Annotated in this window: 23 protein-coding genes; all 23 read left to right on the top strand. The window is 44.9% G+C overall.

What is annotated here, in order from left to right; all coding sequences use genetic code 11:
* The first annotated feature begins 24 nt into the window (after window positions 1-24).
* The 23 genes from rimM (at window position 25) to fliH (ending at window position 22,180) form a co-directional block, all read left to right on the top strand.
* On the top strand, window positions 25-540 hold the full coding sequence (rimM, locus tag L7D49_RS19580; RefSeq protein WP_238084116.1) for a ribosome maturation factor RimM: 516 nt from the start codon (window positions 25-27) through the stop codon (window positions 538-540).
* Window positions 540-1,277 carry a tRNA (guanosine(37)-N1)-methyltransferase TrmD gene (gene trmD / locus L7D49_RS19575; RefSeq protein WP_238084359.1) on the top strand — a complete coding sequence of 246 codons (738 nt, stop codon included), beginning with the start codon at window positions 540-542 and terminating at the stop codon, window positions 1,275-1,277. The genes rimM and trmD overlap by 1 nt, the downstream gene beginning before the upstream one ends.
* A gap of 130 nt (window positions 1,278-1,407) precedes the next feature.
* A complete protein-coding gene (gene rplS / locus L7D49_RS19570; RefSeq protein ID WP_184206775.1) occupies window positions 1,408-1,752 on the top strand; it encodes a 50S ribosomal protein L19 in 345 nt (114 codons plus the stop codon).
* Window positions 1,753-1,857: 105 nt separating this feature from the next.
* Window positions 1,858-2,415 (top strand): signal peptidase I, encoded by a 558-nt coding sequence (gene lepB / locus L7D49_RS19565; RefSeq protein ID WP_238084114.1) that lies wholly within the window; start codon window positions 1,858-1,860, stop codon window positions 2,413-2,415.
* A gap of 20 nt (window positions 2,416-2,435) precedes the next feature.
* Complete coding sequence (ylqF, locus tag L7D49_RS19560; RefSeq protein ID WP_238084112.1) at window positions 2,436-3,314, top strand: ribosome biogenesis GTPase YlqF; 879 nt, start codon at window positions 2,436-2,438, stop codon at window positions 3,312-3,314.
* 135 nt (window positions 3,315-3,449) lie between these two features.
* The gene (locus L7D49_RS19555; RefSeq protein WP_238084110.1) at window positions 3,450-4,280 is read left to right on the top strand and encodes a ribonuclease HII; all 831 of its coding nucleotides are present in this window, start codon (window positions 3,450-3,452) and stop codon (window positions 4,278-4,280) included.
* Window positions 4,228-6,165 (top strand): hypothetical protein, encoded by a 1,938-nt coding sequence (locus L7D49_RS19550; RefSeq protein ID WP_238084108.1) that lies wholly within the window; start codon window positions 4,228-4,230, stop codon window positions 6,163-6,165. The genes L7D49_RS19555 and L7D49_RS19550 overlap by 53 nt, the downstream gene beginning before the upstream one ends.
* Window positions 6,162-6,467, top strand: a complete 306-nt coding sequence (locus L7D49_RS19545) for an EscU/YscU/HrcU family type III secretion system export apparatus switch protein (protein ID WP_238084106.1) — start codon at window positions 6,162-6,164, stop codon at window positions 6,465-6,467. Before L7D49_RS19550 ends, L7D49_RS19545 begins: the two co-directional genes overlap by 4 nt.
* Before the next feature lie 94 nt (window positions 6,468-6,561).
* A complete protein-coding gene (sucC, locus tag L7D49_RS19540) occupies window positions 6,562-7,722 on the top strand; it encodes an ADP-forming succinate--CoA ligase subunit beta (protein WP_238084104.1) in 1,161 nt (386 codons plus the stop codon).
* A gap of 18 nt (window positions 7,723-7,740) precedes the next feature.
* Window positions 7,741-8,643, top strand: a complete 903-nt coding sequence (gene sucD / locus L7D49_RS19535) for a succinate--CoA ligase subunit alpha (RefSeq protein WP_238084102.1) — start codon at window positions 7,741-7,743, stop codon at window positions 8,641-8,643.
* A 65-nt stretch (window positions 8,644-8,708) separates the two neighbouring features.
* Window positions 8,709-9,584, top strand: a complete 876-nt coding sequence (gene dprA / locus L7D49_RS19530) for a DNA-processing protein DprA (RefSeq protein WP_238084100.1) — start codon at window positions 8,709-8,711, stop codon at window positions 9,582-9,584.
* A gap of 175 nt (window positions 9,585-9,759) precedes the next feature.
* Window positions 9,760-11,838 carry a type I DNA topoisomerase gene (gene topA, locus L7D49_RS19525; protein WP_238084098.1) on the top strand — a complete coding sequence of 693 codons (2,079 nt, stop codon included), beginning with the start codon at window positions 9,760-9,762 and terminating at the stop codon, window positions 11,836-11,838.
* 20 nt (window positions 11,839-11,858) lie between these two features.
* Window positions 11,859-13,178, top strand: coding sequence for an FADH(2)-oxidizing methylenetetrahydrofolate--tRNA-(uracil(54)-C(5))-methyltransferase TrmFO (gene trmFO / locus L7D49_RS19520; RefSeq protein ID WP_238084096.1), 1,320 nt, complete (start codon window positions 11,859-11,861; stop codon window positions 13,176-13,178).
* A gap of 365 nt (window positions 13,179-13,543) precedes the next feature.
* A complete protein-coding gene (xerC, locus tag L7D49_RS19515) occupies window positions 13,544-14,434 on the top strand; it encodes a tyrosine recombinase XerC (protein WP_418895912.1) in 891 nt (296 codons plus the stop codon).
* Window positions 14,435-14,447: 13 nt separating this feature from the next.
* Complete coding sequence (gene hslV, locus L7D49_RS19510; protein ID WP_238084092.1) at window positions 14,448-14,993, top strand: ATP-dependent protease subunit HslV; 546 nt, start codon at window positions 14,448-14,450, stop codon at window positions 14,991-14,993.
* Window positions 14,993-16,393, top strand: coding sequence for an ATP-dependent protease ATPase subunit HslU (hslU, locus tag L7D49_RS19505; protein ID WP_238084090.1), 1,401 nt, complete (start codon window positions 14,993-14,995; stop codon window positions 16,391-16,393). The genes hslV and hslU overlap by 1 nt, the downstream gene beginning before the upstream one ends.
* An 86-nt stretch (window positions 16,394-16,479) precedes the next feature.
* Entirely contained in the window at window positions 16,480-17,256 is a 777-nt protein-coding gene (gene codY, locus L7D49_RS19500) for a GTP-sensing pleiotropic transcriptional regulator CodY (RefSeq protein ID WP_184206761.1), read from the top strand.
* Window positions 17,257-17,555: 299 nt separating this feature from the next.
* Window positions 17,556-17,948 (top strand): flagellar basal body rod protein FlgB, encoded by a 393-nt coding sequence (gene flgB / locus L7D49_RS19495; RefSeq protein ID WP_238084088.1) that lies wholly within the window; start codon window positions 17,556-17,558, stop codon window positions 17,946-17,948.
* 2 nt (window positions 17,949-17,950) lie between these two features.
* On the top strand, window positions 17,951-18,412 hold the full coding sequence (gene flgC / locus L7D49_RS19490; protein WP_238084086.1) for a flagellar basal body rod protein FlgC: 462 nt from the start codon (window positions 17,951-17,953) through the stop codon (window positions 18,410-18,412).
* A 70-nt stretch (window positions 18,413-18,482) separates the two neighbouring features.
* A complete protein-coding gene (gene fliE, locus L7D49_RS19485) occupies window positions 18,483-18,740 on the top strand; it encodes a flagellar hook-basal body complex protein FliE (protein ID WP_238084357.1) in 258 nt (85 codons plus the stop codon).
* Between the two features lie 56 nt (window positions 18,741-18,796).
* Window positions 18,797-20,389, top strand: a complete 1,593-nt coding sequence (fliF, locus tag L7D49_RS19480; protein ID WP_238084084.1) for a flagellar basal-body MS-ring/collar protein FliF — start codon at window positions 18,797-18,799, stop codon at window positions 20,387-20,389.
* A 14-nt stretch (window positions 20,390-20,403) separates the two neighbouring features.
* Window positions 20,404-21,417 (top strand): flagellar motor switch protein FliG, encoded by a 1,014-nt coding sequence (gene fliG, locus L7D49_RS19475; RefSeq protein WP_238084082.1) that lies wholly within the window; start codon window positions 20,404-20,406, stop codon window positions 21,415-21,417.
* The gene (gene fliH, locus L7D49_RS19470) at window positions 21,401-22,180 is read left to right on the top strand and encodes a flagellar assembly protein FliH (RefSeq protein ID WP_238084080.1); all 780 of its coding nucleotides are present in this window, start codon (window positions 21,401-21,403) and stop codon (window positions 22,178-22,180) included. Before fliG ends, fliH begins: the two co-directional genes overlap by 17 nt.
* Window position 22,181: the final 1 nt, after the last annotated feature.

Below are 22,181 nucleotides of genomic sequence, written 5' to 3'. Positions count from 1 at the left end.
GGGACTTAAAGGAAGGTGAGCAGCATGCAATGGTTTAATGTCGGGAAAATAGTGAATACGCATGGGATTCGCGGTGAAGTCCGGGTTATCTCACGGACGGACTTTCCGGAGGAACGGTATGCGGTCGGAAGTAAGCTGGCTTTATTTCTTCCGAATGAAAAGAAGCCTTTAACGTTAACAGTGGCGACACACCGCCGCCATAAGAATTTTGACCTTCTTACGTTTGAAGGCCATATGAATATTAATGATGTAGAGAAATATAGAGATGGTATCCTAAAAGTATCTGAAGAGCAGCTGGGCGATTTGGAAGAAGGCGAATTTTATTACCACGAAATCATTGGCTGTACGGTCTTTACGGATTCAGGAGAAGAGCTCGGGAAAGTGACCGAAATATTGGAAACGGGTTCTAATGATGTTTGGACAGTGACCCCTGAAAAAGGAAAACCACATTATATTCCGTATATCGAGGACGTCGTAAAAGAAGTGGATATCGAAGAGAAGAAAATAATTATCGAGCCAATGGAAGGCCTTCTCTCATGATGAAAATCGATGTGTTATCGTTATTTCCTGAGATGTTTGAGGGGGTTCTTCAATCTTCTATCATGAAAAAGGCGCAGGAGAACGGAGCTGTCTCGTTCGGAGTCGTCGATTTCCGGGAATATTCTCCGAATAAGCATAAAAAGGTTGACGATTATCCATACGGCGGAGGGGCGGGAATGGTATTAAAACCAGAACCTCTCTTTGCGGCGGTTAAGGAGTTAACTGCAAAATCGGAGAAACGTCCACGCATCATTCTAATGTGCCCGCAAGGCGAAACGTTCACCCAGAAAAAGGCCGAAGAACTGGCTTCGGAAGAGCAGCTCATTTTCCTTTGCGGCCATTATGAAGGGTACGACGAAAGAATCCGCGAACATCTCGTCACGGATGAGCTGTCGATTGGAGATTTCATTTTAACAGGCGGCGAGCTTGCCGCCATGGCGATGATCGACAGCGTCGTCAGGCTGCTTCCAAATGTGCTTGGGAATTCCGATTCCCCTGTACTCGACTCCTTCTCTACCGGCTTGCTTGAGCACCCTCAGTATACACGCCCAGCGGATTTTGAAGGGATGAAAGTGCCAGAGGTGCTGTTGTCCGGGAATCATGCGGAAATTGAAAAATGGCGCGAAGAACAGTCGCTCAAACGGACATATGAACGTAGAAAAGACCTGCTGGAAACCGCCCCGTTAACGGCTCATCAGCAAAAGGTTTTGGAACAGCTGAAACGGCAAGAAAATTGAATGAGATGCCTTGCACCATAGCACATTCTATGGTACTATCTACTATGTGCTTCTATGTGAAGCCGTACTGACTGGTGTTCCGCTGCACAGGAAATGTTGCAAGAGCATCTGTGAATAAGGAGAGAAAAACATGCAAAACATTATTGCAGAAGTAACAAAAGATCAACTTCGTTCTGATCTTCCAAGTTTCCGTCCTGGGGACACTGTCCGCTTGCACGTGAAAATCATCGAGGGTACTCGCGAACGTATCCAAATCTTCGAAGGTGTTGTAATCAAACGTCGTGGAGGCGGAATCAGCGAAACTTTCACTGTCCGTAAAATCTCGGGTGGTGTTGGTGTTGAACGTACATTCCCTGTACACACGCCAAAGATTGCAAAAATCGAAGTGACACGCCGTGGTAAAGTACGCCGTGCGAAATTGTACTACCTTCGCAACCTACGCGGAAAAGCTGCACGTATCAAAGAAATTCGCTAATCATACGAACATCAGAGAAGGCCTGCAATATGGCCTTCTTTCTTTTTGCCTGGAGTACGGATAAAAGGTACAATAACTATAGGAAGTACTCAGGAGGTTCAGACAATGAAAGAGAAAAAGACGAAAAATGAAACACTGGAATGGATAAAAGCCTTACTGATTGCTTTCGGGCTTGCTGCCATCATACGTATTTTCTTATTTACGCCTATCGTAGTGGACGGCATTTCTATGATGCCGACATTGGAGGACGGGGATCGGATGATCGTCAATAAAATCGGCTATACCATCGGGACGCCGAACCGTTTCGATATCGTCGTCTTTCATGCACCCGAACAAAAGGATTATATCAAGCGGGTCATCGGCTTGCCGGGAGATACAGTGGAATACAAGGATGATGTCTTGTATGTGAACGGGAAAGCCTATGACGAGCCGTATTTGGATCAATACAAAGAGACGGTCACAGATGGTCCGTTGACAGAAGACTTTACACTGGAAGAGAAGATTGACAGGAAAACCGTTCCGGAGGGATATGTTTTCGTAATGGGTGATAACCGAAGAAAAAGTAAAGACTCCAGACATATTGGCGCTGTGCCAATTGATGAAATCATTGGCAGTACAAAATTTATCTTCTGGCCCATCGAAGACTTCGGCATGGTGAAATGATGGAAAGGGTTTGATGATAAATGACCATTCAATGGTTTCCGGGTCATATGGCGAAAGCCAGAAGGGAAGTTACCGAGCAGCTGAAGCTGGTCGATATTGTTTTTGAATTAATAGACGCGAGATTGCCGCTGTCCTCCCGAAATCCGATGATTGATGAAGTGCTCGGGCAAAAGCCGCGGCTGCTCATATTGAATAAAATGGATTTGGCTGATGACAGGGAAACAGCCAAATGGATCCGGTATTTTGAAAGTAAAGAGATCCATGCGGTCGCCATCAACTCGTTTGAAGGAAAAGGGCTGCAAGCCGTTACGAAAGCTGCAAAAGAAATCCTGGCACCTAAGATTGAGCGGATGAAACGGAGAGGAATCCGGCCGGGAGCAATACGGGCAATGATCGTCGGGATTCCGAATGTAGGAAAATCAACGCTGATCAACCGGCTGGCCAAGAAGAATATTGCCAAAACCGGAAATAAACCCGGCGTGACAAAAGCACAGCAATGGATCAAGTTCGGAAAGGAACTGGAACTCCTCGATACTCCAGGAATCCTTTGGCCTAAATTCGAGGATCAATCGGTCGGCTACAAGCTGGCGCTGACAGGTGCCATCAAGGATACGATTGTCAATATGGAAAACCTGGCTGTCTATGGCCTGCGGTTTCTGGAACAACACTATCCTGAACGGCTTTCCGAACGCTATCATATTAGTACGGTTGGCGAAGATATCGCTGCTGTATTCGATAAAGTCGGTGAAAACCGGAAAGTGTATGCGGCTGGCGGAGAAATTGATTATGAAAAAGTGGCCGAGTTAATTGTACAAGATATTCGAAATGAGCTCCTAGGGAAGCTGACATTCGATTTTGTGAGCGAGATGGAAGAGCAAGCTGATGCAATGATGGATTAATTGCATCAGCTTTTTTGATTTGTCATAGGCTGCGGGATGGATAAATGGGCCTTTTCTTAGAATGGGTATCGATTCTTACGTTATTTTGTCGATATAATAGGCTAAGGAACAATACTAGTGTCAGAAGGTGTACGGATGAAAACAATAAAGGAAATTGCCGAGCGGCTGCAAAATACGGAAGTGCCTGAGTCGTGGATGGTTGAATTAGCAAAAGATTCTCGGGCTGGAGTGAAAAATGAACTGAAACGCTGGCAGCGCCGGTATGAAAAACGATTGATTAAAGAAGCGGCATACATGGAAAAAGTACAATTTGACGAATCGTATAAACGGTTCGATGGTGCAATGCTGGCGGGAATTGATGAAGCCGGAAGAGGGCCTCTTGCAGGACCGGTCGTTTGTGCGGCAGTTATCTTACCAAAAGAAACGGAAGTACTTATAGGACTGGACGATTCAAAAAAAATTCCGAAACACGAGCGTATCCGTCTGGCGGAATTAATTAAACAAATCGCCATCAGTTATTCAATACATATACAAACTGCAAAGCGCATTGATGAACTGAATATTTATTCTGCAACAAAAGCATCAATGGAGACTGCAATCGCGGAGCTGCATGTCCGTCCGGATGTCGTCCTTGCTGACGCAATGCCCCTGCATACCGGCTGTGAGGCTGTCTCTGTCATAAAAGGGGATGCCAAAAGCTTGGCGATCGCAGCTGCTTCAATCCTCGCGAAAACAACAAGGGACGACTTGATGGAGCAGTTCCATGAAAAATATCCGATGTACAATTTTAAGCAAAATGCAGGCTACGGAACGGAAGAGCATGTGGAAGCCTTATATGCCTATGGCCCATGTGAAATTCACAGAAAAACGTTTGAACCGGTAAAAACAGTAATGGAAAGGGGCTTGTTTGCTGATGAGCCATCCGATGATCAATCAAGTCACAGGAGGATCCTTCGCACAAAATAATAGTAAGCCGATTGTCCTGCGGGAAGGCCAAATGTTCCACGGAAGTGTCAAACAATTATTCCCCGGCCAAATGGCTGAAATTCAAATCGGAAACAATCGAATGCTTGCGCGATTGGAAGTTCCGATGAAAGCGGGCGACGCCTATTATTTTCAAGTGGAATCGGTCGAACCCGAGTTGCAATTGAAAATCGTTTCGGGTCCCATGCAATCGAGTGAAAGCCAAGGAAAACAAATTGCGAGTTTACTGGAATCTTTGGACCTTCCAAAAACAAAGGAGATGCAAAGTCTTCTTGCTTTCATGTTGAAAAATAAGATTCCCGTTTCGAAGGAGCAGTTAATTCAGGCTGAAAAATTGCTGGGAACCATTGCCGGCAAGCAACAGACAGCCGCCCTTGCTGCTATTGGAAAACTAATGGAATTGAAGTTGCCCCTAACGGAAACCAATTTCAGCGCTATTCTCGGTGTAGTGGGGAAAGAACCGCTGCACCCGTTGCTTCAAGCATTGCAAGTAGTGTTGAGTGAAGATTCTTCCATCCCTCCCGCTACAAAAAATACCCTAATGGACTCCTTGGCAGCCGTAACGAAAGGCGGCCATGAAGCTGCAGCAAAATTGATTCTAAATGAAGCAATCCTGAAGTTGATAGATAAAACAGTACCGAATGAGGAAAGGTTCCAAGTGTTACAATGGCTGAAAAAAGCGGATCTCTTGCCTGCAAGGGCATCGCTAGCTAACTTTCCAAGCATTCTCCATGACATAGTAGCCGGCCGTGTGGAATCAGCGCCAGCCACTGTCCCCCAAAACCTCTCTGGAATAAGCGCTTTGGAAACAGGCAGCGTAGAACGTATGACGCAACAGACAATGCCGCCTGGCAGCACGGACCGAATCGTGGCCCTGTTACAAAATGTATTACATTCATCCGGAAAGGATCCTGCCGCAGTTACTTTATTGAAAAATGAACTGAAGTTGGCGACCTGGCTCTCAAACGAACAAAAGGCTTCTATTAATATGGCAACGGAACGATTGCAATCAACCCAGGCAGGTTCCCTTGCAGAGCCACTACAACGACTGACCGAAATGGTTGTCCGTGCCGTCGTAGCGCACCATACGGCGCAGCCGCTTATGCAAGAGACAGATCCGATGACCTCCCTGCTGGCAGGCAATAAGACTGGGCAGGAGCTGCGCAATCTCTTTCAAATGGCAGCCGAGTCCAGTAATCCGGCTGTTCAAGGGCTGGCGAGTGAAGCGAATGAGAAGTTGGCAGAGAATCTCAATGGTCATTTAATAAAAGATGCGATGCAAACGATCGCAAAGTCTTTTGGCTTGCAGTATGAAGCTGGTCTTGCCAATAAGGACTCCGATGCAGCAGCCCAGCTGGCGCGCTCATTAAAACCGCAATTGCTCTCGCTCATCCATGACCCTGCTGCATCTCCCGCTGTGCGGGACTTGGCGGAAGCGGTCATTGCCAGGTTCAATGGACCTTCCCTGCTATCCGGCGAAACATCCTTGAACTACCAATTGATCATGCAAGTGCCCATTTCATTTTTCGGTAGAAAAATCGACGCTACGCTGCAATGGAACGGGAGAATGAAAGAAAACGATCAAATCGATCCGGATTATGCAAGAATATTATTTTACTTGGATCTTGAAGCGCTTGACAAAACGATTGTGGACATGCAGGTGCAAAGCCGGATTGTGACTGTAACGATTTTTAATGAAAAAGCAGAGCTGAAACCGGTTGGTGATTTATTTACAAACAGATTGAGAGAAGGGTTGGAAAATGCGGATTATCATCTGTCTGGTGTGTTTTTCAAACCCTTTGCCGAAGAGATGAGACAAAAACCTGCCGAGCAGAGCAGGGAGAACGGGATTGATTTCAGGATATGAAGGAAAACAAACATAAGCGGCATGAAGCGGTCGCCTTATCCTATGATCCGGGTTCTTTAGAGGCTCCCAAAGTGGTTGCGAAGGGGAAAGGCAAGATTGCAGATAATATTTTGGAAAAAGCGATGGAGCATGGCGTACCCGTTCAGCAGGATCCTACGTTAATTGAACTTCTTGGAAATCTAGATGTAAATGAAACAATTCCGGAGCCATTATACCAGGCAGTGGCCGAAGTGTTTGCATACATTTACCAATTGGATAGGGAATATGGAAAAAACAGTGTGAAATCTGTCGAAAATCATTAAATCTGCGAAAGACAATTGTGGACATTATATGACAGGTTTACTACAATAGATAGGGCAGTAAATAATAGTTACAAGTTCGATTGGAGGATGTAAGATGAATATCCATGAATATCAAGGAAAACAGCTGCTAAGAGACTATGGCGTCGCTGTTTCAAACGGTCGGGTAGCATTCTCTCCCGATGAAGCTGTAAAAGCGGCTAAGGAACTCGGTACGGATGTTGTCGTAGTAAAGGCACAAATCCATGCAGGCGGCCGTGGTAAAGCGGGCGGAGTCAAGATTGCTAAGAATCTTGATGAAGTGCGTGAATATGCAAAAGAATTACTTGGGAAAACACTTGTCACTCACCAGACAGGTCCAGAAGGCAAGGAAATTAAGAGACTTCTAATTGAAGAAGGCTCTGACATCAAAAAAGAATACTACATCGGCCTAGTCGTTGACCGTGCCACTGATCGCGTTACATTAATGGGATCAGAAGAAGGTGGTATGGACATCGAGGAAGTGGCTGAAAACACACCGGAAAAGATTTTCAAAGAAGTAATTGATCCGGTTGTCGGCCTTACTGGTTTCCAAGCAAGACGCATGGCATTCAACATGAACATCCCATCCCATCTTGTGAATAAAGCGGCAAAATTCATGACGGGCCTTTATCAAGTATTCGTTGAGAAGGACGCTTCCATCGTTGAAATTAACCCACTCGTCGTAACTGGCGATGACAATGTACTCGCTTTGGATGCAAAGTTCAACTTTGACGACAATGCCTTGTACCGTCATAAGGATATCGTAGAACTTCGCGACTTCGATGAAGAAGATGCGAAAGAAATTGAAGCTTCCAAATATGACCTAAGCTATATTTCCCTAGATGGCAATATCGGCTGCATGGTCAATGGTGCAGGACTTGCGATGGCTACGATGGATACAATCAACTATTACGGCGGTTCACCCGCAAACTTCCTTGACGTTGGGGGCGGCGCGACAGCTGAAAAAGTTACAGAAGCGTTCAAAATCATCCTTTCTGATGAGCACGTTAAAGGAATTTTCGTCAATATCTTCGGCGGTATCATGAAGTGTGACGTAATTGCTGAAGGTGTCATCGCAGCTGCTAAGGAAGTCGGCCTTGAAGTACCTCTTGTTGTTCGACTTGAAGGGACAAATGTCGACAAAGGTAAAGCTCTATTGAACGAATCAGGACTTAACATCATCGCTGCCGATACAATGGCTGATGGTGCACAAAAGATTGTTGAACTCGTAGGCTAAGAAAGGCAGGGACAAACAATGGCTATTTATATTAATAAAGATACTAAAGTGATTGTACAAGGTATTACAGGATCTACAGCACTTTTCCATACAAAACAAATGCTTGAGTATGGTACAAAAATCGTCGGCGGTGTTACACCGGGTAAAGGCGGCACAGAAGTGGAAGGCGTACCTGTCTTCAATACAGTTGAAGAAGCTGTAAAAGCTACAGGGGCTAACGTTTCTGTTATTTATGTACCAGCTCCATTCGCAGCTGATGCGATTTTGGAAGCAGTGGATGCAGAATTGGATATGACAATTTGTATCACTGAACATATTCCTGTTCTTGATATGGTAAAAGTAAAGCGGTACATGGAAGGCAAGAAAACACGTCTTGTCGGCCCGAACTGCCCAGGCGTCATCACGGCTGACGAGTGTAAAATCGGCATCATGCCTGGCTATATCCATACGAAAGGCCATGTTGGTGTTGTATCCCGCTCTGGTACGCTTACGTACGAAGCGACTCACCAATTGAGCCAAGCTGGAATCGGCCAGACGACAGCTGTTGGTATCGGTGGAGACCCTGTTAACGGCACGAACTTCATCGATGTTCTAAAAGCATTCAACGAAGACCCTGAAACATACGCTGTTGTAATGATTGGGGAAATCGGCGGTACTGCTGAAGAAGAAGCGGCAGAGTGGGTTAAAGCCAACATGACGAAGCCTGTTGTAGGCTTCATCGGTGGACAAACTGCACCTCCAGGAAAGCGTATGGGTCATGCTGGCGCTATCATTTCCGGCGGTAAAGGAACTGCTGCTGAAAAAATCAAAGCGATGAAAGAAGCAGGTATTGAAGTAGCGGATACACCATCTGTAATCGGCGAAACTTTAATTAAAGTCATTAAGGAAAAAGGCATCTACGACAAGTGTAAAACTCATTAATGACGAATGCAGTATGCTGTAATGGCATACTGCATTTTGCTATTATTTCTAAGGAGGTTGACCAATTGTACAGTCCATTGGAGCGCCAGCTGCTCCGCCTGCATTATATTTATCCTGTTCCTTGGAATCGGATCCAGCCACTATTCGAGATAGACCCCGAACTGGAAAGGCTGGCTGCGATGAAGCCTGAACTGCTATCGCGATTGTTGCGACTACCTATCAGCAAAGCCGAGCGATTGAGCGATCGGCTACGAGAACTTGACCAAACCCCTTTAGATCGCCTATATCGCCAAGAAGGCATTACCCCCATTCCTATCACACATTCCCACTACCCGAACGATTTAAAGCGGCTTATTGATCCCCCGGCAGTCCTCTATGCAAAAGGGGACACTACATTGTTCAGTGCCCCTGCAAAAATATCGATCATCGGCTCGAGAAAGGCTTCGGAATATTCCAGAACGGCCCTCTCTATGATTGTTCCTCCGCTGGTAAAACACGGCATAGTTATCGTCTCAGGACTGGCAAAAGGTGCTGATGCACTTGCCCATGAAGCAGCAATTGAGTATGGCGGTCAAACAATTGCCGTGCTAGGCAGCGGCCATTTTCATGTATATCCTAAAGAAAATGCAATGCTTGCTTCCAGAATTGCAAAAGATCATCTGCTTGTTACGGAATACCCTCCATACGTGCAGCCTGCCAGATGGACCTTTCCTATGAGAAATCGAATCATTAGCGGATTAGCGGATGCTGTGGTCGTCACAGAGTCCGCGGAGAGGAGCGGCACGATGAGTACGGTAGAACATGCCCTCGATCACGGAAAGGTCGTATACGCGGTTCCAGGGCCTATAACCTCTCCTTTATCGATCGGTCCGAATAAATTAATCGAAGAAGGAGCAAACCCTGTCTGGAACGGCTTTCAAATCATCGAAACTGCCTTCTGAGAAGGAGCTTTTTGGAGGTCTTGATATTGAAAAGGTTGATTTTAATTCAAATCTGTTATACATTTTGCAACAGATATTCTTTTAAGTTGCCAGCAGAAAAAGGTATGCTGGTTAGAAGATAACAAATAATATACTTTTTTGATTAAAAGGGTACCTCTTGAGGAGGAGCAAAGTTATGGCGGATTATTTAGTAATAGTGGAATCCCCGGCAAAAGCGAAAACCATTGAACGCTATTTGGGGAAAAAATATAAGGTGCGGGCATCGATCGGTCATTTGCGTGATCTGCCGCGCAGCCAAATGGGTGTAGACACCGAAAATAATTACGAACCGAAATATATTACGGTACGCGGAAAAGGGCCTATTCTGCAAGAGTTAAAAAAAGATGCGAAAAAAGCTAAGAAAGTCTTTCTCGCGGCTGACCCGGATCGCGAAGGGGAAGCAATTGCTTGGCATTTGGCTCATCAGCTCGGCATCGATATTGATTCGGATTGCCGCGTTGTATTCAATGAAATAACGAAAGATGCCATTAAGGAATCTTTTAAACATCCACGTCCAATAGATATGAATCGGGTGGATGCACAGCAGGCAAGGCGTGTATTGGATCGTCTGGTCGGTTATAACATCAGCCCGATCCTTTGGAAAAAAGTTAAAAAGGGCCTATCAGCAGGTAGGGTTCAATCTGTAGCTCTCCGTCTGATTGTTGACCGGGAGAAAGAAATAAAAGCTTTCCAGCCTGAAGAGTACTGGTCCATCGGAGGTAAATTCCAAAAAGACGGCAGTTCATTCGAGGCTGCGTACTATGGCAACACGGAAGGAAAAGTTAAACTATCGACAAAGGAACAAGTCGACGAGGCGCTGAAGACTTTGAACGGGGACATGTTTGAAGTTGTAAACGTTATCAAAAAGGAACGGAAAAGAAATCCTTCGCCGCCATTTACTACATCTTCATTGCAGCAAGAGGCCGCACGGAAATTGAACTTCCGTGCACGGAAAACAATGATGCTTGCCCAGCAGCTGTATGAAGGGATTAATGTCGGCAAGGAAGGCAGTGTCGGTCTGATCAGTTATATGCGTACAGACTCTACCCGTATTTCCGATACAGCAAGATCTGAGGCAGTTTCATTTGTTGAGACGATGTACGGCAAGGAGTTTGTCTCGGTGCCTGGGAAGCCGAAAGGCAAGGAATCAGCCAATACTCAGGATGCCCATGAGGCGGTACGTCCGACTTCTGTCATGAGAACGCCTCAATCAATGAAGGAATACCTTTCTAGAGATCAACTTCGTCTGTATAAATTAATTTGGGAACGGTTTGTTGCCAGCCAAATGTCTCCTGCTATTTTGGATACAGTCACTGCAGACTTGCTAAACGGAGATGTGAAGTTCCGAGCGACTGGATCCGAAGTGAAATTTCCGGGGTTTATGAAAGTGTACATCGAAAGCGACGAAGACCAGGAGGAAGAGAAAGAGTCTATTCTCCCGCCGTTGGAAACGGGTGAAAAGGTGAAAAGTCTCGAAATCGAGCCGAAACAACATTTTACCCAACCGCCTCCTCGCTATTCAGAGGCAAGGCTTGTCAAGACACTGGAAGAACTAGGAATAGGCAGGCCATCGACATATGCGCCAACTCTTGATACAATTCAAAAGCGAGGTTACGTCACATTAGATGCCAAACGCTTCGTTCCTACCGAGTTAGGTGAGATTGTCCATCAGGCGGTCAATCAGTACTTCCCGGATATTATCGATATTGAGTTTACTGCTGAAATGGAAAAGAGCCTGGACGATGTTGAAGAAGGCGAGGTTCCGTGGAAGCAAGTCATCGATGAATTCTATCGGGATTTCGAAAAGCACGTCCAAGTGGCTGACGAAGAGATGGAGAAAATCGAAATTAAAGACGAGCCTGCCGGGGAAGATTGCGAAAAGTGCGGCTCTCCGATGGTATTTAAGATGGGGCGCTTCGGGAAATTTATGGCTTGTTCCAATTTCCCGGATTGCAGAAATACGAAAGCGATCGTTAAGCCGATCGGCGTCACATGTCCTTCCTGTAAAGAAGGCCAGGTCGTTGAACGAAAGAGCAAAACAAAACGGATTTTCTATGGCTGTGACCGTTACCCTGAATGCGAATATGTATCATGGGATAAACCGATTGCACGTCCATGCCCGAAATGTCAAAATACATTAGTTGAAAAAAGATTAAAAAAAGGCATTCAGATACAATGTACGGAATGTGATTATAAAGAAAACGTGCAAGAATGATGCAGGAAAAGAGTGAGGAAATGCGTCCAGTCGTAAACGTAATAGGAGCCGGCCTGGCAGGAAGTGAAGCGGCATGGCAGATTGCGTCCCGAGGTGTAAATGTCCGATTGTATGAGATGCGTCCTGTCAAACAGACACCCGCACATCATACGGATAAGTTTGCGGAACTAGTATGCAGTAATTCACTGCGTGCCAACAATTTAACGAACGCTGTCGGGATTATCAAAGAAGAGATGAGACGGCTGGGCTCCCTAATCATCGAGTCCGCAGATCAATGTGCAGTACCTGCTGGCGGGGCACTTGCTGTAGACCGTCATGAATTTGCAGGCAATGTGACCGGGCAAATTAAAAATCACCCGCTGATTGAAGTGATTAACGAAGAAGTGACAGATCTCACGCAACTGCTGGAAGGGATCACAGTGATTGCGACGGGGCCTCTGACATCTCCTGCATTAGCAGAGAAGATCAAGGAGCTGACCGGGGAAGAATACTTATACTTTTACGATGCGGCTGCGCCGATCATTGAAAAGGATTCCATTGATATGGAAAAGGTATATTTGAAATCCCGTTATGATAAAGGAGAAGCGGCCTATTTAAATTGTCCTATGGACGATGAGGAATTTAAAAGGTTTTACGATGCACTCGTATCTGCTGAAGTAGCTCCATTGAAAGAGTTCGAGAAAGAAGTGTATTTTGAAGCGTGTATGCCGGTGGAAGTACTCGCCCAACGTGGAGAAAAGACATTGTTGTTTGGGCCGCTAAAACCAGTTGGCCTGGAAGATCCTAAAACAGGGAAACGTCCAAGAGCGGTCGTCCAGCTAAGGCAGGATGATGCAGCAGGTACACTGTACAACATCGTCGGCTTCCAGACGCATATGAAATGGGGAGCACAGAAAGAAGTCATCCAATTGATTCCTGGTTTGGAGAACGTGGAGATTGTTCGTTACGGTGTCATGCATCGCAATACTTTCATCAATTCTCCAAAGGTGCTAAAATCGACATATCAATTGAGATCAAAAGAGAATTTGTTCTTCGCTGGTCAGATGACTGGTGTGGAAGGATATGTGGAATCCGCCGGTTCCGGGTTAATTGCCGGAATTAATGCCGCCATGCTGGCGCTGGGCAAGGAACCGATTCTTTTTCCTAAGGAGACGGCACTTGGAAGCATGGCACGATATATTACAGAAGCCGATCCGAGAAATTTCCAGCCGATGAATGTCAATTTTGGACTGTTTCCTGATTTGGGTGAACGTGTCAAGTCAAAAGTGGAGAGAGCGGAGAAACATGCCGGAAGGGCGCTGGAGGCGCTAGAAAGTTTCCGTACATCCGTTACATTGTGATAGCGGGCTGCCCCTGATTACTGGGGCAGCTCTTTCCTATTGTGGAAAATTAAACAGTTTAGATTCCAGGAACAGGAAAAGGATAGCCTGCGTAATTTGAATAAATTGTGACGATCCGGTGAATACGTAACATAAACCCTTTTAACTCAATACGAATTGATTGCGGCGGGAGTGTCGATTGCTGTATAGTGAATCGTGGATGACTTTTGAATAGAGTAAGTAGTCGACATTTTCGAGTATTCATGTAAAAAGTTGGATTCTAAAGATTACCACAAATTACTATTTAAAAACTATTCAAATCTTTTCAAACTTTGTTATAATGTATATGTGAGTGATTCATTCTGGAGGTGAATTGCTTGACCGATGTGACCAAAGAAGCTTTTGCTGCGTATATTTCCTACATTCGACTTGAGAAAAACTTTTCATCTTTCACTGTTTCGGAGTATGAAAGGGATGTCACCGAGTTTTTTGCATTCATGGATGCGGAAGGGATTTTTAATCTTTCGGATGTTACTTATCCAGTAGCGCGGTTATACGTAACGAAACTGTATGATAACGGATTTTCACGGACGACCATATCCAGAAAGATCTCCTCGCTGCGCTCGTTCTACAAGTTTGCCAATGCTCGTTACGGGGTAAACGATAATGCATTCCGATTGTTGCATCATCCGAAGAAGGAAGAGCGACTTCCGGCTTTTTTTTATGAGGAGGAAATGGGGGAACTTTTGGCTGCCTGTGGTCTGGATGACAAAAAATCATTACGCGACCGGGCGCTTTTGGAGCTGCTCTATGCGACTGGAATGCGTGTCAGTGAATTGGTCGCCTTAAAAATTAGGGATATCGACCTGTCGCTTGGGATTGTTCTCGTAATGGGGAAAGGAAGAAAAGAGCGGTACATACCTTTTGGCAGTTTTGCTTTATCGGCTTTGGAAACGTATCTCGCTGATGGCAGGCCGCTGCTGATGAAAAACAGGCAGCATGAAGCTCTTTTTGTCAATATGCGAGGCGAACCGTTGACCGATCGGGGCGTACGGCATGTATTGAATGAATTGATGAAGCGTGCCTCCCTCCATACGAAGATCCACCCACATATGATCCGCCACTCGTTTGCAACACATTTACTGGCAAATGGGGCGGATATGAGAACAGTCCAAGAATTGCTTGGGCATAGCCATATATCTTCAACTCAAGTGTATACACATATTACGAAAGAGCACTTGCGGAAAACGTATATGAATACACATCCGCGTGCATAGGAGGGTGAGTGAAGTGATGGAATTCCATTCAACGACCATTTTTGCAATACGGCACAAAGGAGTATGTGCCATGTCAGGAGATGGACAAGTGACAATGGGGGAATCTGTTGTCATGAAGCATACGGCCAAAAAAGTGAGACGGCTGTTTGGGGGCAAAATCCTTGCTGGATTTGCCGGGTCTGTCGCTGATGCATTTACGCTGTTTGATCTTTTTGAAGGGAAATTAGCCGAATTCAACGGAAATCTTGAACGTGCTGCTGTCGAGCTGGCTAAAGAATGGCGGGGAGACAGGATCCTTAGAAAGCTGGAGGCTATGCTGCTAGTGGCGGATGAGAGCCGGTTATTACTCGTATCTGGGACGGGTGAAGTCATTGAGCCCGATGATGGTATTCTTGCCATCGGATCCGGCGGCAACTATGCGCTCGCAGCTGGAAGAGCCCTAGCTAAATATAGCGGAGACTCATTAACTGCTGAACAAATAGCGAAGGCTGCACTTGAAACGGCGGCTGAAATTTGTGTGTACACGAATGATCAGATCATAGTGGAGGTGCTTGATTGATGAGAAAACAAGAATTGACACCTCGGGAACTAACCGCCTATCTAGATCGTTATATTGTTGGGCAGGATAATGCCAAAAAAGCGGTTGCCGTTGCGATCAGGAACAGATACCGGCGAAGTCTGCTGGATGAAGAGGAAAGACGGGAAGTTATTCCCAAAAACATTTTGATGATTGGTCCGACCGGTGTTGGGAAGACTGAAATAGCAAGGAGAATTGCGAGACTGGTCAATGCTCCGTTTGTTAAAGTGGAAGCGACAAAATTCACTGAGGTGGGATATGTCGGACGTGATGTTGAATCGATGGTGCGTGATTTGACAGAAGCGAGTGTCCGTATTGTCCGGGAACAGCAGCGCGAAGCAGTAAAAGATGAAGCGGCAAAGCATGCCGAAGAGCGACTTGTGGAATTGCTTGTTCCTGAAAAGAAGAAAAAGGGGAATATGCAAAACCCTTTTGAAATGCTTTTTGGCCAAAAAGTCGAGCAAGAACAACCAGACCAATCCGAATTAAATGAAGTAAAGCAGAAGCGATCTGATATATTGGCCCGTCTGCGAGCAGGGAACTTGGAAGAAGAATTGATTACAGTTGATGTAACAATGCAACAGCCCTCCATGTTTGACGCCCTGCAAGGTTCAGGAATGGAGCAAATGGGAGCGAGCATGCAAGACGCGCTCTCCTCTCTCATGCCGAAAAAGACAGCCAAAAAGAAGATGAAAGTGAAAGATGCACGAACGGTATTAGAAGCTGAAGAAGCGGATAAGCTGATTGATCAAGACGAAATCGCCAGAAAAGCGATTGAACTGGCGGAGCAATCCGGCATCATTTTTATCGATGAAATGGATAAGATCGCAAGCAAAGGCGGTAGTGGAGGCTCTTCAGCAGACGTTTCGCGGGAAGGTGTGCAGCGTGATATCCTGCCCATCGTTGAAGGATCCACGGTTACGACAAAATACGGAGCGGTCAAGACAGACTTCATTTTGTTCATTGCCGCAGGTGCATTTCATATGTCGAAGCCTTCTGATATCATTCCGGAATTACAAGGGCGTTTTCCAATCCGGGTGGAGCTTGATAAATTGTCGAAAAATGACTTTGTCAGGATTTTGAAGGAGCCTGATTTCTCTCTTGTTCGACAATATGAGAAACTTCTGGCAACTGAAGAAGTGCATATTGAATTTGCAGAAGATGCAATTGAACGAGTGGCTGAGATTGCGTTTGAAGTAAACGACAATACCGAAAACATCGGGGCAAGACGCCTTCATACCATACTCGAAAAGCTACTGGAGGATTTATCGTATGAGGCGGCCGAAATTGGACCTTCCACGATCAAGATTACAGTGGCTTATGTCGACGAAAAGTTGAAAAACATCGTAAAAAACAAAGATTTGTCACATTTTATCCTTTAAGAAGAACATTTTAGTTTATTTAATGATTAAAAAGCTTTAGAATATTCTTTAGTGGGATGTCCATAATTTTAAGGAGGAAAAGAAAAATGGCTTTATTAGCTAAAACACGTCAAATTAATGCAATGCTTCAAGAATCAGCAGGGAAACCGGTCAATTTCAAAGAAATGGCGGAAAAATTGAGTTCTGTCATTGAGTGCAATGCATTTATCGTCAGCAGAAAAGGAAAATTGCTTGGTCTTGAAATTCATCAGCAAATTGAGAATGAGCGGATGAAGAAGATGTTTGAAGACCGCAAGTTCCCTGAAGAATATACAAAAAAATTATTTGAAGTAAATGAAACGTCTTCTAATATTGATGTATACAGCGAATACACAGTGTTCCCAGAAGAAGAGCGCGAACTGTTCAAAGACGGCTTGACTACAATCGTTCCGATCATCGGAGGTGGAGAGCGTCTTGGCACATTAGTATTGGCAAGACTGAAAGAGGAGTTCACCGAAGATGATTTGATCCTTGCTGAGTATGGCGCTACAGTAGTCGGCATGGAAATCCTTCGTGAAAAGGCTGAAGAGATCGAAATCGAAGCCCGCAGCAAAGCGGTAGTTCAAATGGCGATCAATTCCTTGTCTTACAGTGAACACGAAGCAATCGAGCATATCTTTAAAGAGCTTGATGGCAATGAAGGTTTGCTTGTCGCTTCAAAGATTGCGGACCGCGTTGGAATCACTCGCTCCGTTATCGTCAATGCCCTTCGTAAATTGGAGAGCGCTGGCGTAATCGAATCCCGCTCCCTAGGAATGAAAGGAACGTACATTAAGGTATTGAACAGCAAATTCCTTGAAGAGTTGGAAAAACATAAAAACTAAAAAAAATGAGAAGGCCTCATCCAACAGGGTGAGGTCTTTTTTTGTCGAAAATGAAATAGATGGTACTTAAATACTATAAAAAGATTGCTGACTAACTTGAGTTTTTGTACCTAAGAACCATTCAAATTTGCGTTTATATAATTAAAAAGGCTGTTTGGAACCATAAGAATTTCATCATAAATTATAGACAAATTCCTTCCTTATCCGCTACAATGAATTATATGTCGTATTAAGTAGATTTATATATAAAAAAATAATATTCTTAATAATAGTTTACTAGTATAAGAAGGGGTGGCTTTATGAATTTATACGGTTCGACCATGTCGTTGTTAGAACGGGGGCTGGATTTTTCTTCGACGAAAGGGAAGACGATTGCTCAAAATATCGCAAACGTTGACACACCAAATTACAAAGCGAAAAGCGTGAGCTTTCAAGAAGTTTTCGACAGAGAGAAGTCGAATGTTGTCAAAGCGTACCGAACTAATAAGCTGCATATTGAATTTGCCGAAAGAACACCCCATGCAGGCGTCTTCAATTATTCAAATTTCCGTTATCGGCAAGACGGAAACGGAGTCGATATGGATAAAGAGCAAGCGGACTTAGCTGCGAACCAAATTTATTACAATGCGCTGGTTGACAGGTTGAATGGTAAATTTAACACACTGCAAAATGTTATTAAGGGAGGACGTTGACATTGAGCATCTTTCATAGTCTGAATACATCGGCATCCGCATTGACTGCACAGCGTCTTCGGATGGATGTCATTTCATCCAATATGGCTAATATCGAGACGACGCGAGGAAAAATGGTCGATGGGGAATGGCAGCCTTACCGCCGCAAAACCGTCTCCTTCCAACCTCGTGAAGGCCAATTTTCTTCCATGCTACAAGCGGCTATGGGAAAACAGTCTACAGGGGCAGCAGGATATGGAGTGACGGTCTCCTCTATAAAGGAAGATACTGAAACCCCCTTCCAACTTGTCTACAATCCATCCCATCCTGATGCAAATGAAGATGGCTATGTCCAAATGCCAAATGTAGATCCACTCCGTGAAATGATTGACCTCATGTCCGCGACAAGATCATACGAGGCAAATGTAACCGTGTTAAATGCCAATAAAGCAATGCTGATGAAAGCCTTGGAAATCGGCAAATGATAATAATAGATAAGGAGATAGTGAAATGCCTATACAATCAGTCCTGAATTCCGGGAATATCGCAAACGTAATGAAGCCGGTTGTTCAACAAACACCCCATGAGGCGGAGAAAAGCTTTGGTGCTTTTTTGAAAGATGCCATCCAGGATGTCAATAACCAACAGATCGAATCAGATCGGCTGACACAAAAGCTGGCATTGGGCCAAGAAGTCGATTTACATAATGTGATGATTGCTGCACAAAAGGCTTCGGTAGCTTTGAATGCCACGATGGAAATCCGAAATAAAGTTGTCGAAGCATACCAAGAAATCATTCGTATGCCAGTCTGATGAAATGATAAGCAAGTACGGATTTCTTAATTATGTAAGCTGACCGGGGGATTAGAATGAAAGAAAGATTGGCGAAGATCCGAGCTGACATCAGTCAGTTCTGGTCCAGTCGGACAAAAACTCAAAAAACTGTATATATCGGCTCTGCTGTAGCGGTAATCGCACTGGCTGCATTTTTAACCTACTTTTTGTCAAGAACGGAGTATGTCACGCTCTATAAAGATGTTTCACGTGCGGAAATTGGCCGGATTAAAGAAGAATTGGATGCACAAGGGGTGCCTAACGAAATTGCACCAGGCGGAACCTCAATTCTTGTCCCGAAAGAACGAGTGGATGATTTGCTCGTTTCCCTGGCTGCAGAAGGATTTCCTCATTCCGGCACGATAGACTACTCGTTTTTCTCACAAAATGCCGGTTTTGGAACGACGGACAATGAATTTAATATGATCAAGTTAAGCGCGATGCAAACTGAATTGGCCAACTTGATAAAAGGAATTCAAGGCGTTCAGGATGCAAAAGTAATGATCACGCTGCCAACTCAATCCGTCTTCCTGAATGAAAGTGTCCAAAATGCCAGTGCATCCATCGTGCTCAAAACGGAACCTGGTTATCAATTTACAGAACAGCAGATTACTGGACTATATAATTTAGTATCGAAAAGCTTACCGAATTTATCAACTGACGACATAGTCATTATGAATCAATACTTCGAATACTACGACTTGGAGTCAGGAAATATGGCGAGTGGACCGAACGTTACGGACCAAATGGCTATTAAAAAGACCATTGAACGCGAATTGCAGCGAAAAGTGCAGATGATGCTTGGTACGATGGTCGGACAAGATAAAGTAGTCGTCTCCGTCACGACGGATATCGATTTCAAACAGGAAAACCGGGAAGAGAATCGTGTTGAACCGATCGATGATGAGCGGGACAGCCTAGCGATCAGTATTCAGCGGGTAACAGAGACTTTCTCCGGAAATGGCACTGTGGCTGGCGGAACACCTGAAGGGGAAGACCCGACAGATAATCGTACAGGTTTTGTCGAAGGAAATATGTCGAACGGCGATTACGATCGTCTGGAAGAAACCATTAACAATGAAGTGAACCGTATCCGGAAGGACATTATTGAAAGTCCATATAAAATCCGGGACATCGGTTTGCAAGTGATGGTAGAACCGCCGAATCCACAAGATCCTGCTACGATGACGGCAGAAGTGAGAAACGACATTCAAGACATTCTGCGCACAATCATTCAGACATCGATGGACAAGGAATTGGTTCCAACTGAAGCGGATGACGCTTATTGGAACAGTAAAATCGCATTGTCTGTTCAAACATTCAACGGAAAAGCGATTGCTGCTTCCGACGAGCCGGCAGGTATCCCTTGGTGGGTTTATGCAATTGGTGCAGCTCTTCTAGTTGTTATCGGCATTCTAGTCTTCGCTTACATCCGCAACCGGAGAAAAGAGCGGGAGCTGGAAGAAGAACTGATTATGGAAGAGCAGCGGGAGACGTTAAATGTTGACGACATCAATGTGGAACATGAAACAGAAGCAACTGTAAGAAGAAAGCAGCTTGAAAAGATGGCAAAAGAGAAGCCGGAAGAGTTTGCGAAATTATTGCGGACTTGGATTGCCGAGGATTGATGGAGGGATGAATCGTGGTTAAGAAAGAAAAGGGCATGTCTGGTAAACAAAAAGCGGCACTCCTCCTCATCTCGCTCGGTCCAGAAGTGTCTGCGGCTGTCTATAAGCATTTGAATGAGGAAGAAATTGAACGGCTGACACTCGAAATCTCCAGCGTTAAAAAAGTGGACAGTTCTGTTAAAGAAGAAATTATTGAGGAATTCCATAATATTGCACTTGCGCAAGATTACATTACACAGGGCGGTATTGGCTACGCAAAGACCGTGTTGGAAAAAGCACTCGGGAAAGAACATGCCCAAGCGATTATCAATCGTTTGACCTCTTCCTTGCAAGTTCGTCCATTCGACTTTGCAAGACGGGCAGATCCAGGACAAATACTGAATTTTATACAAAACGAGCATCCACAAACCATTGCACTGATTTTATCTTACTTAGAGGCGGAGCAGGCAGGAATGATTCTGTCCTCCTTGCCTCAAGAGGTACAGGCGGATATCGCCAAACGGATCGCTACGATGGATTCGACGTCACCGGAAGTCATCAGTGAAATTGAAGCGGTACTTGAAAGAAAGCTGTCTTCTACAGTGACGCAGGACTTCACAGAAACGGGCGGTGTCGATGCGGTTGTTCAAGTGTTGAACGGCGTGGATCGTGCAACGGAAAAAACAATCCTCGATGCGCTTGAAATACAAGATCCGGAACTGGCAGAAGAAATCCGGAAGAGAATGTTCGTATTCGAAGATATTGTTACATTGGATAACCGGTCTATTCAGCGGATCATCCGTGAATGTGAAAATGAGGATCTTATATTGGCAATGAAAGTATCCAGCGAAGAAGTCAAAGAAATTCTTTTCAAAAATATGTCCCAGCGCATGGCGGAATCCTTCCAGGAGGAAATGGATGTTATGGGGCCGGTTCGCTTGCGTGATGTGGAAGAAGCGCAAAGCAGAATTGTTTCGATCATCCGCAGATTGGAAGACTCCGGTGAAATTATCATAGCCCGAGGCGGAGGGGATGACGTCATTGTCTAAAATCTTTCGATCTATCCACACGATTTCCGAGGCGGCGAATATTAAAGAGATTGCAATCCGAAATCTGCGCCCGCCTGCACCGGAAGGCGTGAAAGAACAACTGACAATGGATGCAGTACTGAAAGAACGAGATCTATTATTAAGCGATGCAAGACAAGCGATTGAACTGGAAAAGAACGCAATCGAACAAATGCGTGAAATGGCTTCAACAGATATTGCCGCGATGCAAGAAGCATGGCAGCAAGAAAAGAATGTATTGCAGCAGCAAGCTTATGAGGAAGGATTCCAGGTAGGTTTTGAAGATGGCCGGAACAAAGCGCTTGCAGAGATGCAGGACGCAATTCATCGCGCCAACAAAGTAACCCAGATGTCCCAAGAAAATTCAGCGAAGTATTTAGAAAGCCAAGAACGAGTCATCTTAGATCTCGCCATTTCAACAGCAGAGCGAATTTTAGGTTTAAAGCTGGAACAAGACGATGAAGCATTTTTATCGATCGTCAAAAGAGGTTTGAAGGAAGCCAGGGAAATGAAAGAAATAAAATTGTATGTTTCATCGGAGTACTACCCATTGCTTTCTGAAAACCGGACGGAACTTGCAGCGATTTTCCCTCCAGATGTCCCTTTCCTGATTTTTGCCAATGAGGATTTTGATTCCACCGAATGTACGATTGAAACGAATCACGGACGGATTGTCGTCTCTGTCGATGAACAGTTGAATGAATTAAAAGAAAAACTCGTGGAAATCTTGGAAGGCGGAGAATGAA

It is taken from the genome of Sporosarcina cyprini (assembly GCF_022048975.1).
Classification (GTDB): Bacteria; Bacillota; Bacilli; order Bacillales_A; family Planococcaceae; genus Sporosarcina; species Sporosarcina cyprini.
Note: the sequence above shows the minus strand (reverse complement) of the source record. Positions and strands in the feature narration are given on the sequence as shown.

Bases quoted from the DNA above. Each gene is read 5' to 3' on its own strand.
- fliE (WP_238084357.1), top strand. From the start codon at position 18,483: ATGAAGCCGGTTGTTCAACAAACACCCCATGAGGCGGAGAAAAGCTTT.
- L7D49_RS19555 (WP_238084110.1), top strand. From the start codon at position 3,450: ATGAAAACAATAAAGGAAATTGCCGAGCGGCTGCAAAATACGGAAGTG.
- rimM (WP_238084116.1), top strand. From the start codon at position 25: ATGCAATGGTTTAATGTCGGGAAAATAGTGAATACGCATGGGATTCGC.
- fliH (WP_238084080.1), top strand. From the start codon at position 21,401: ATGACGTCATTGTCTAAAATCTTTCGATCTATCCACACGATTTCCGAG.
- codY (WP_184206761.1), top strand. From the start codon at position 16,480: ATGGCTTTATTAGCTAAAACACGTCAAATTAATGCAATGCTTCAAGAA.
- trmFO (WP_238084096.1), top strand. From the start codon at position 11,859: ATGCGTCCAGTCGTAAACGTAATAGGAGCCGGCCTGGCAGGAAGTGAA.
- rplS (WP_184206775.1), top strand. From the start codon at position 1,408: ATGCAAAACATTATTGCAGAAGTAACAAAAGATCAACTTCGTTCTGAT.
- trmD (WP_238084359.1), top strand. From the start codon at position 540: ATGAAAATCGATGTGTTATCGTTATTTCCTGAGATGTTTGAGGGGGTT.
- ylqF (WP_238084112.1), top strand. From the start codon at position 2,436: ATGACCATTCAATGGTTTCCGGGTCATATGGCGAAAGCCAGAAGGGAA.
- sucC (WP_238084104.1), top strand. From the start codon at position 6,562: ATGAATATCCATGAATATCAAGGAAAACAGCTGCTAAGAGACTATGGC.
- L7D49_RS19545 (WP_238084106.1), top strand. From the start codon at position 6,162: ATGAAGGAAAACAAACATAAGCGGCATGAAGCGGTCGCCTTATCCTAT.
- fliF (WP_238084084.1), top strand. From the start codon at position 18,797: ATGAAAGAAAGATTGGCGAAGATCCGAGCTGACATCAGTCAGTTCTGG.
- lepB (WP_238084114.1), top strand. From the start codon at position 1,858: ATGAAAGAGAAAAAGACGAAAAATGAAACACTGGAATGGATAAAAGCC.
- L7D49_RS19550 (WP_238084108.1), top strand. From the start codon at position 4,228: ATGAGCCATCCGATGATCAATCAAGTCACAGGAGGATCCTTCGCACAA.
- flgB (WP_238084088.1), top strand. From the start codon at position 17,556: ATGAATTTATACGGTTCGACCATGTCGTTGTTAGAACGGGGGCTGGAT.
- hslU (WP_238084090.1), top strand. From the start codon at position 14,993: ATGAGAAAACAAGAATTGACACCTCGGGAACTAACCGCCTATCTAGAT.
- sucD (WP_238084102.1), top strand. From the start codon at position 7,741: ATGGCTATTTATATTAATAAAGATACTAAAGTGATTGTACAAGGTATT.
- topA (WP_238084098.1), top strand. From the start codon at position 9,760: ATGGCGGATTATTTAGTAATAGTGGAATCCCCGGCAAAAGCGAAAACC.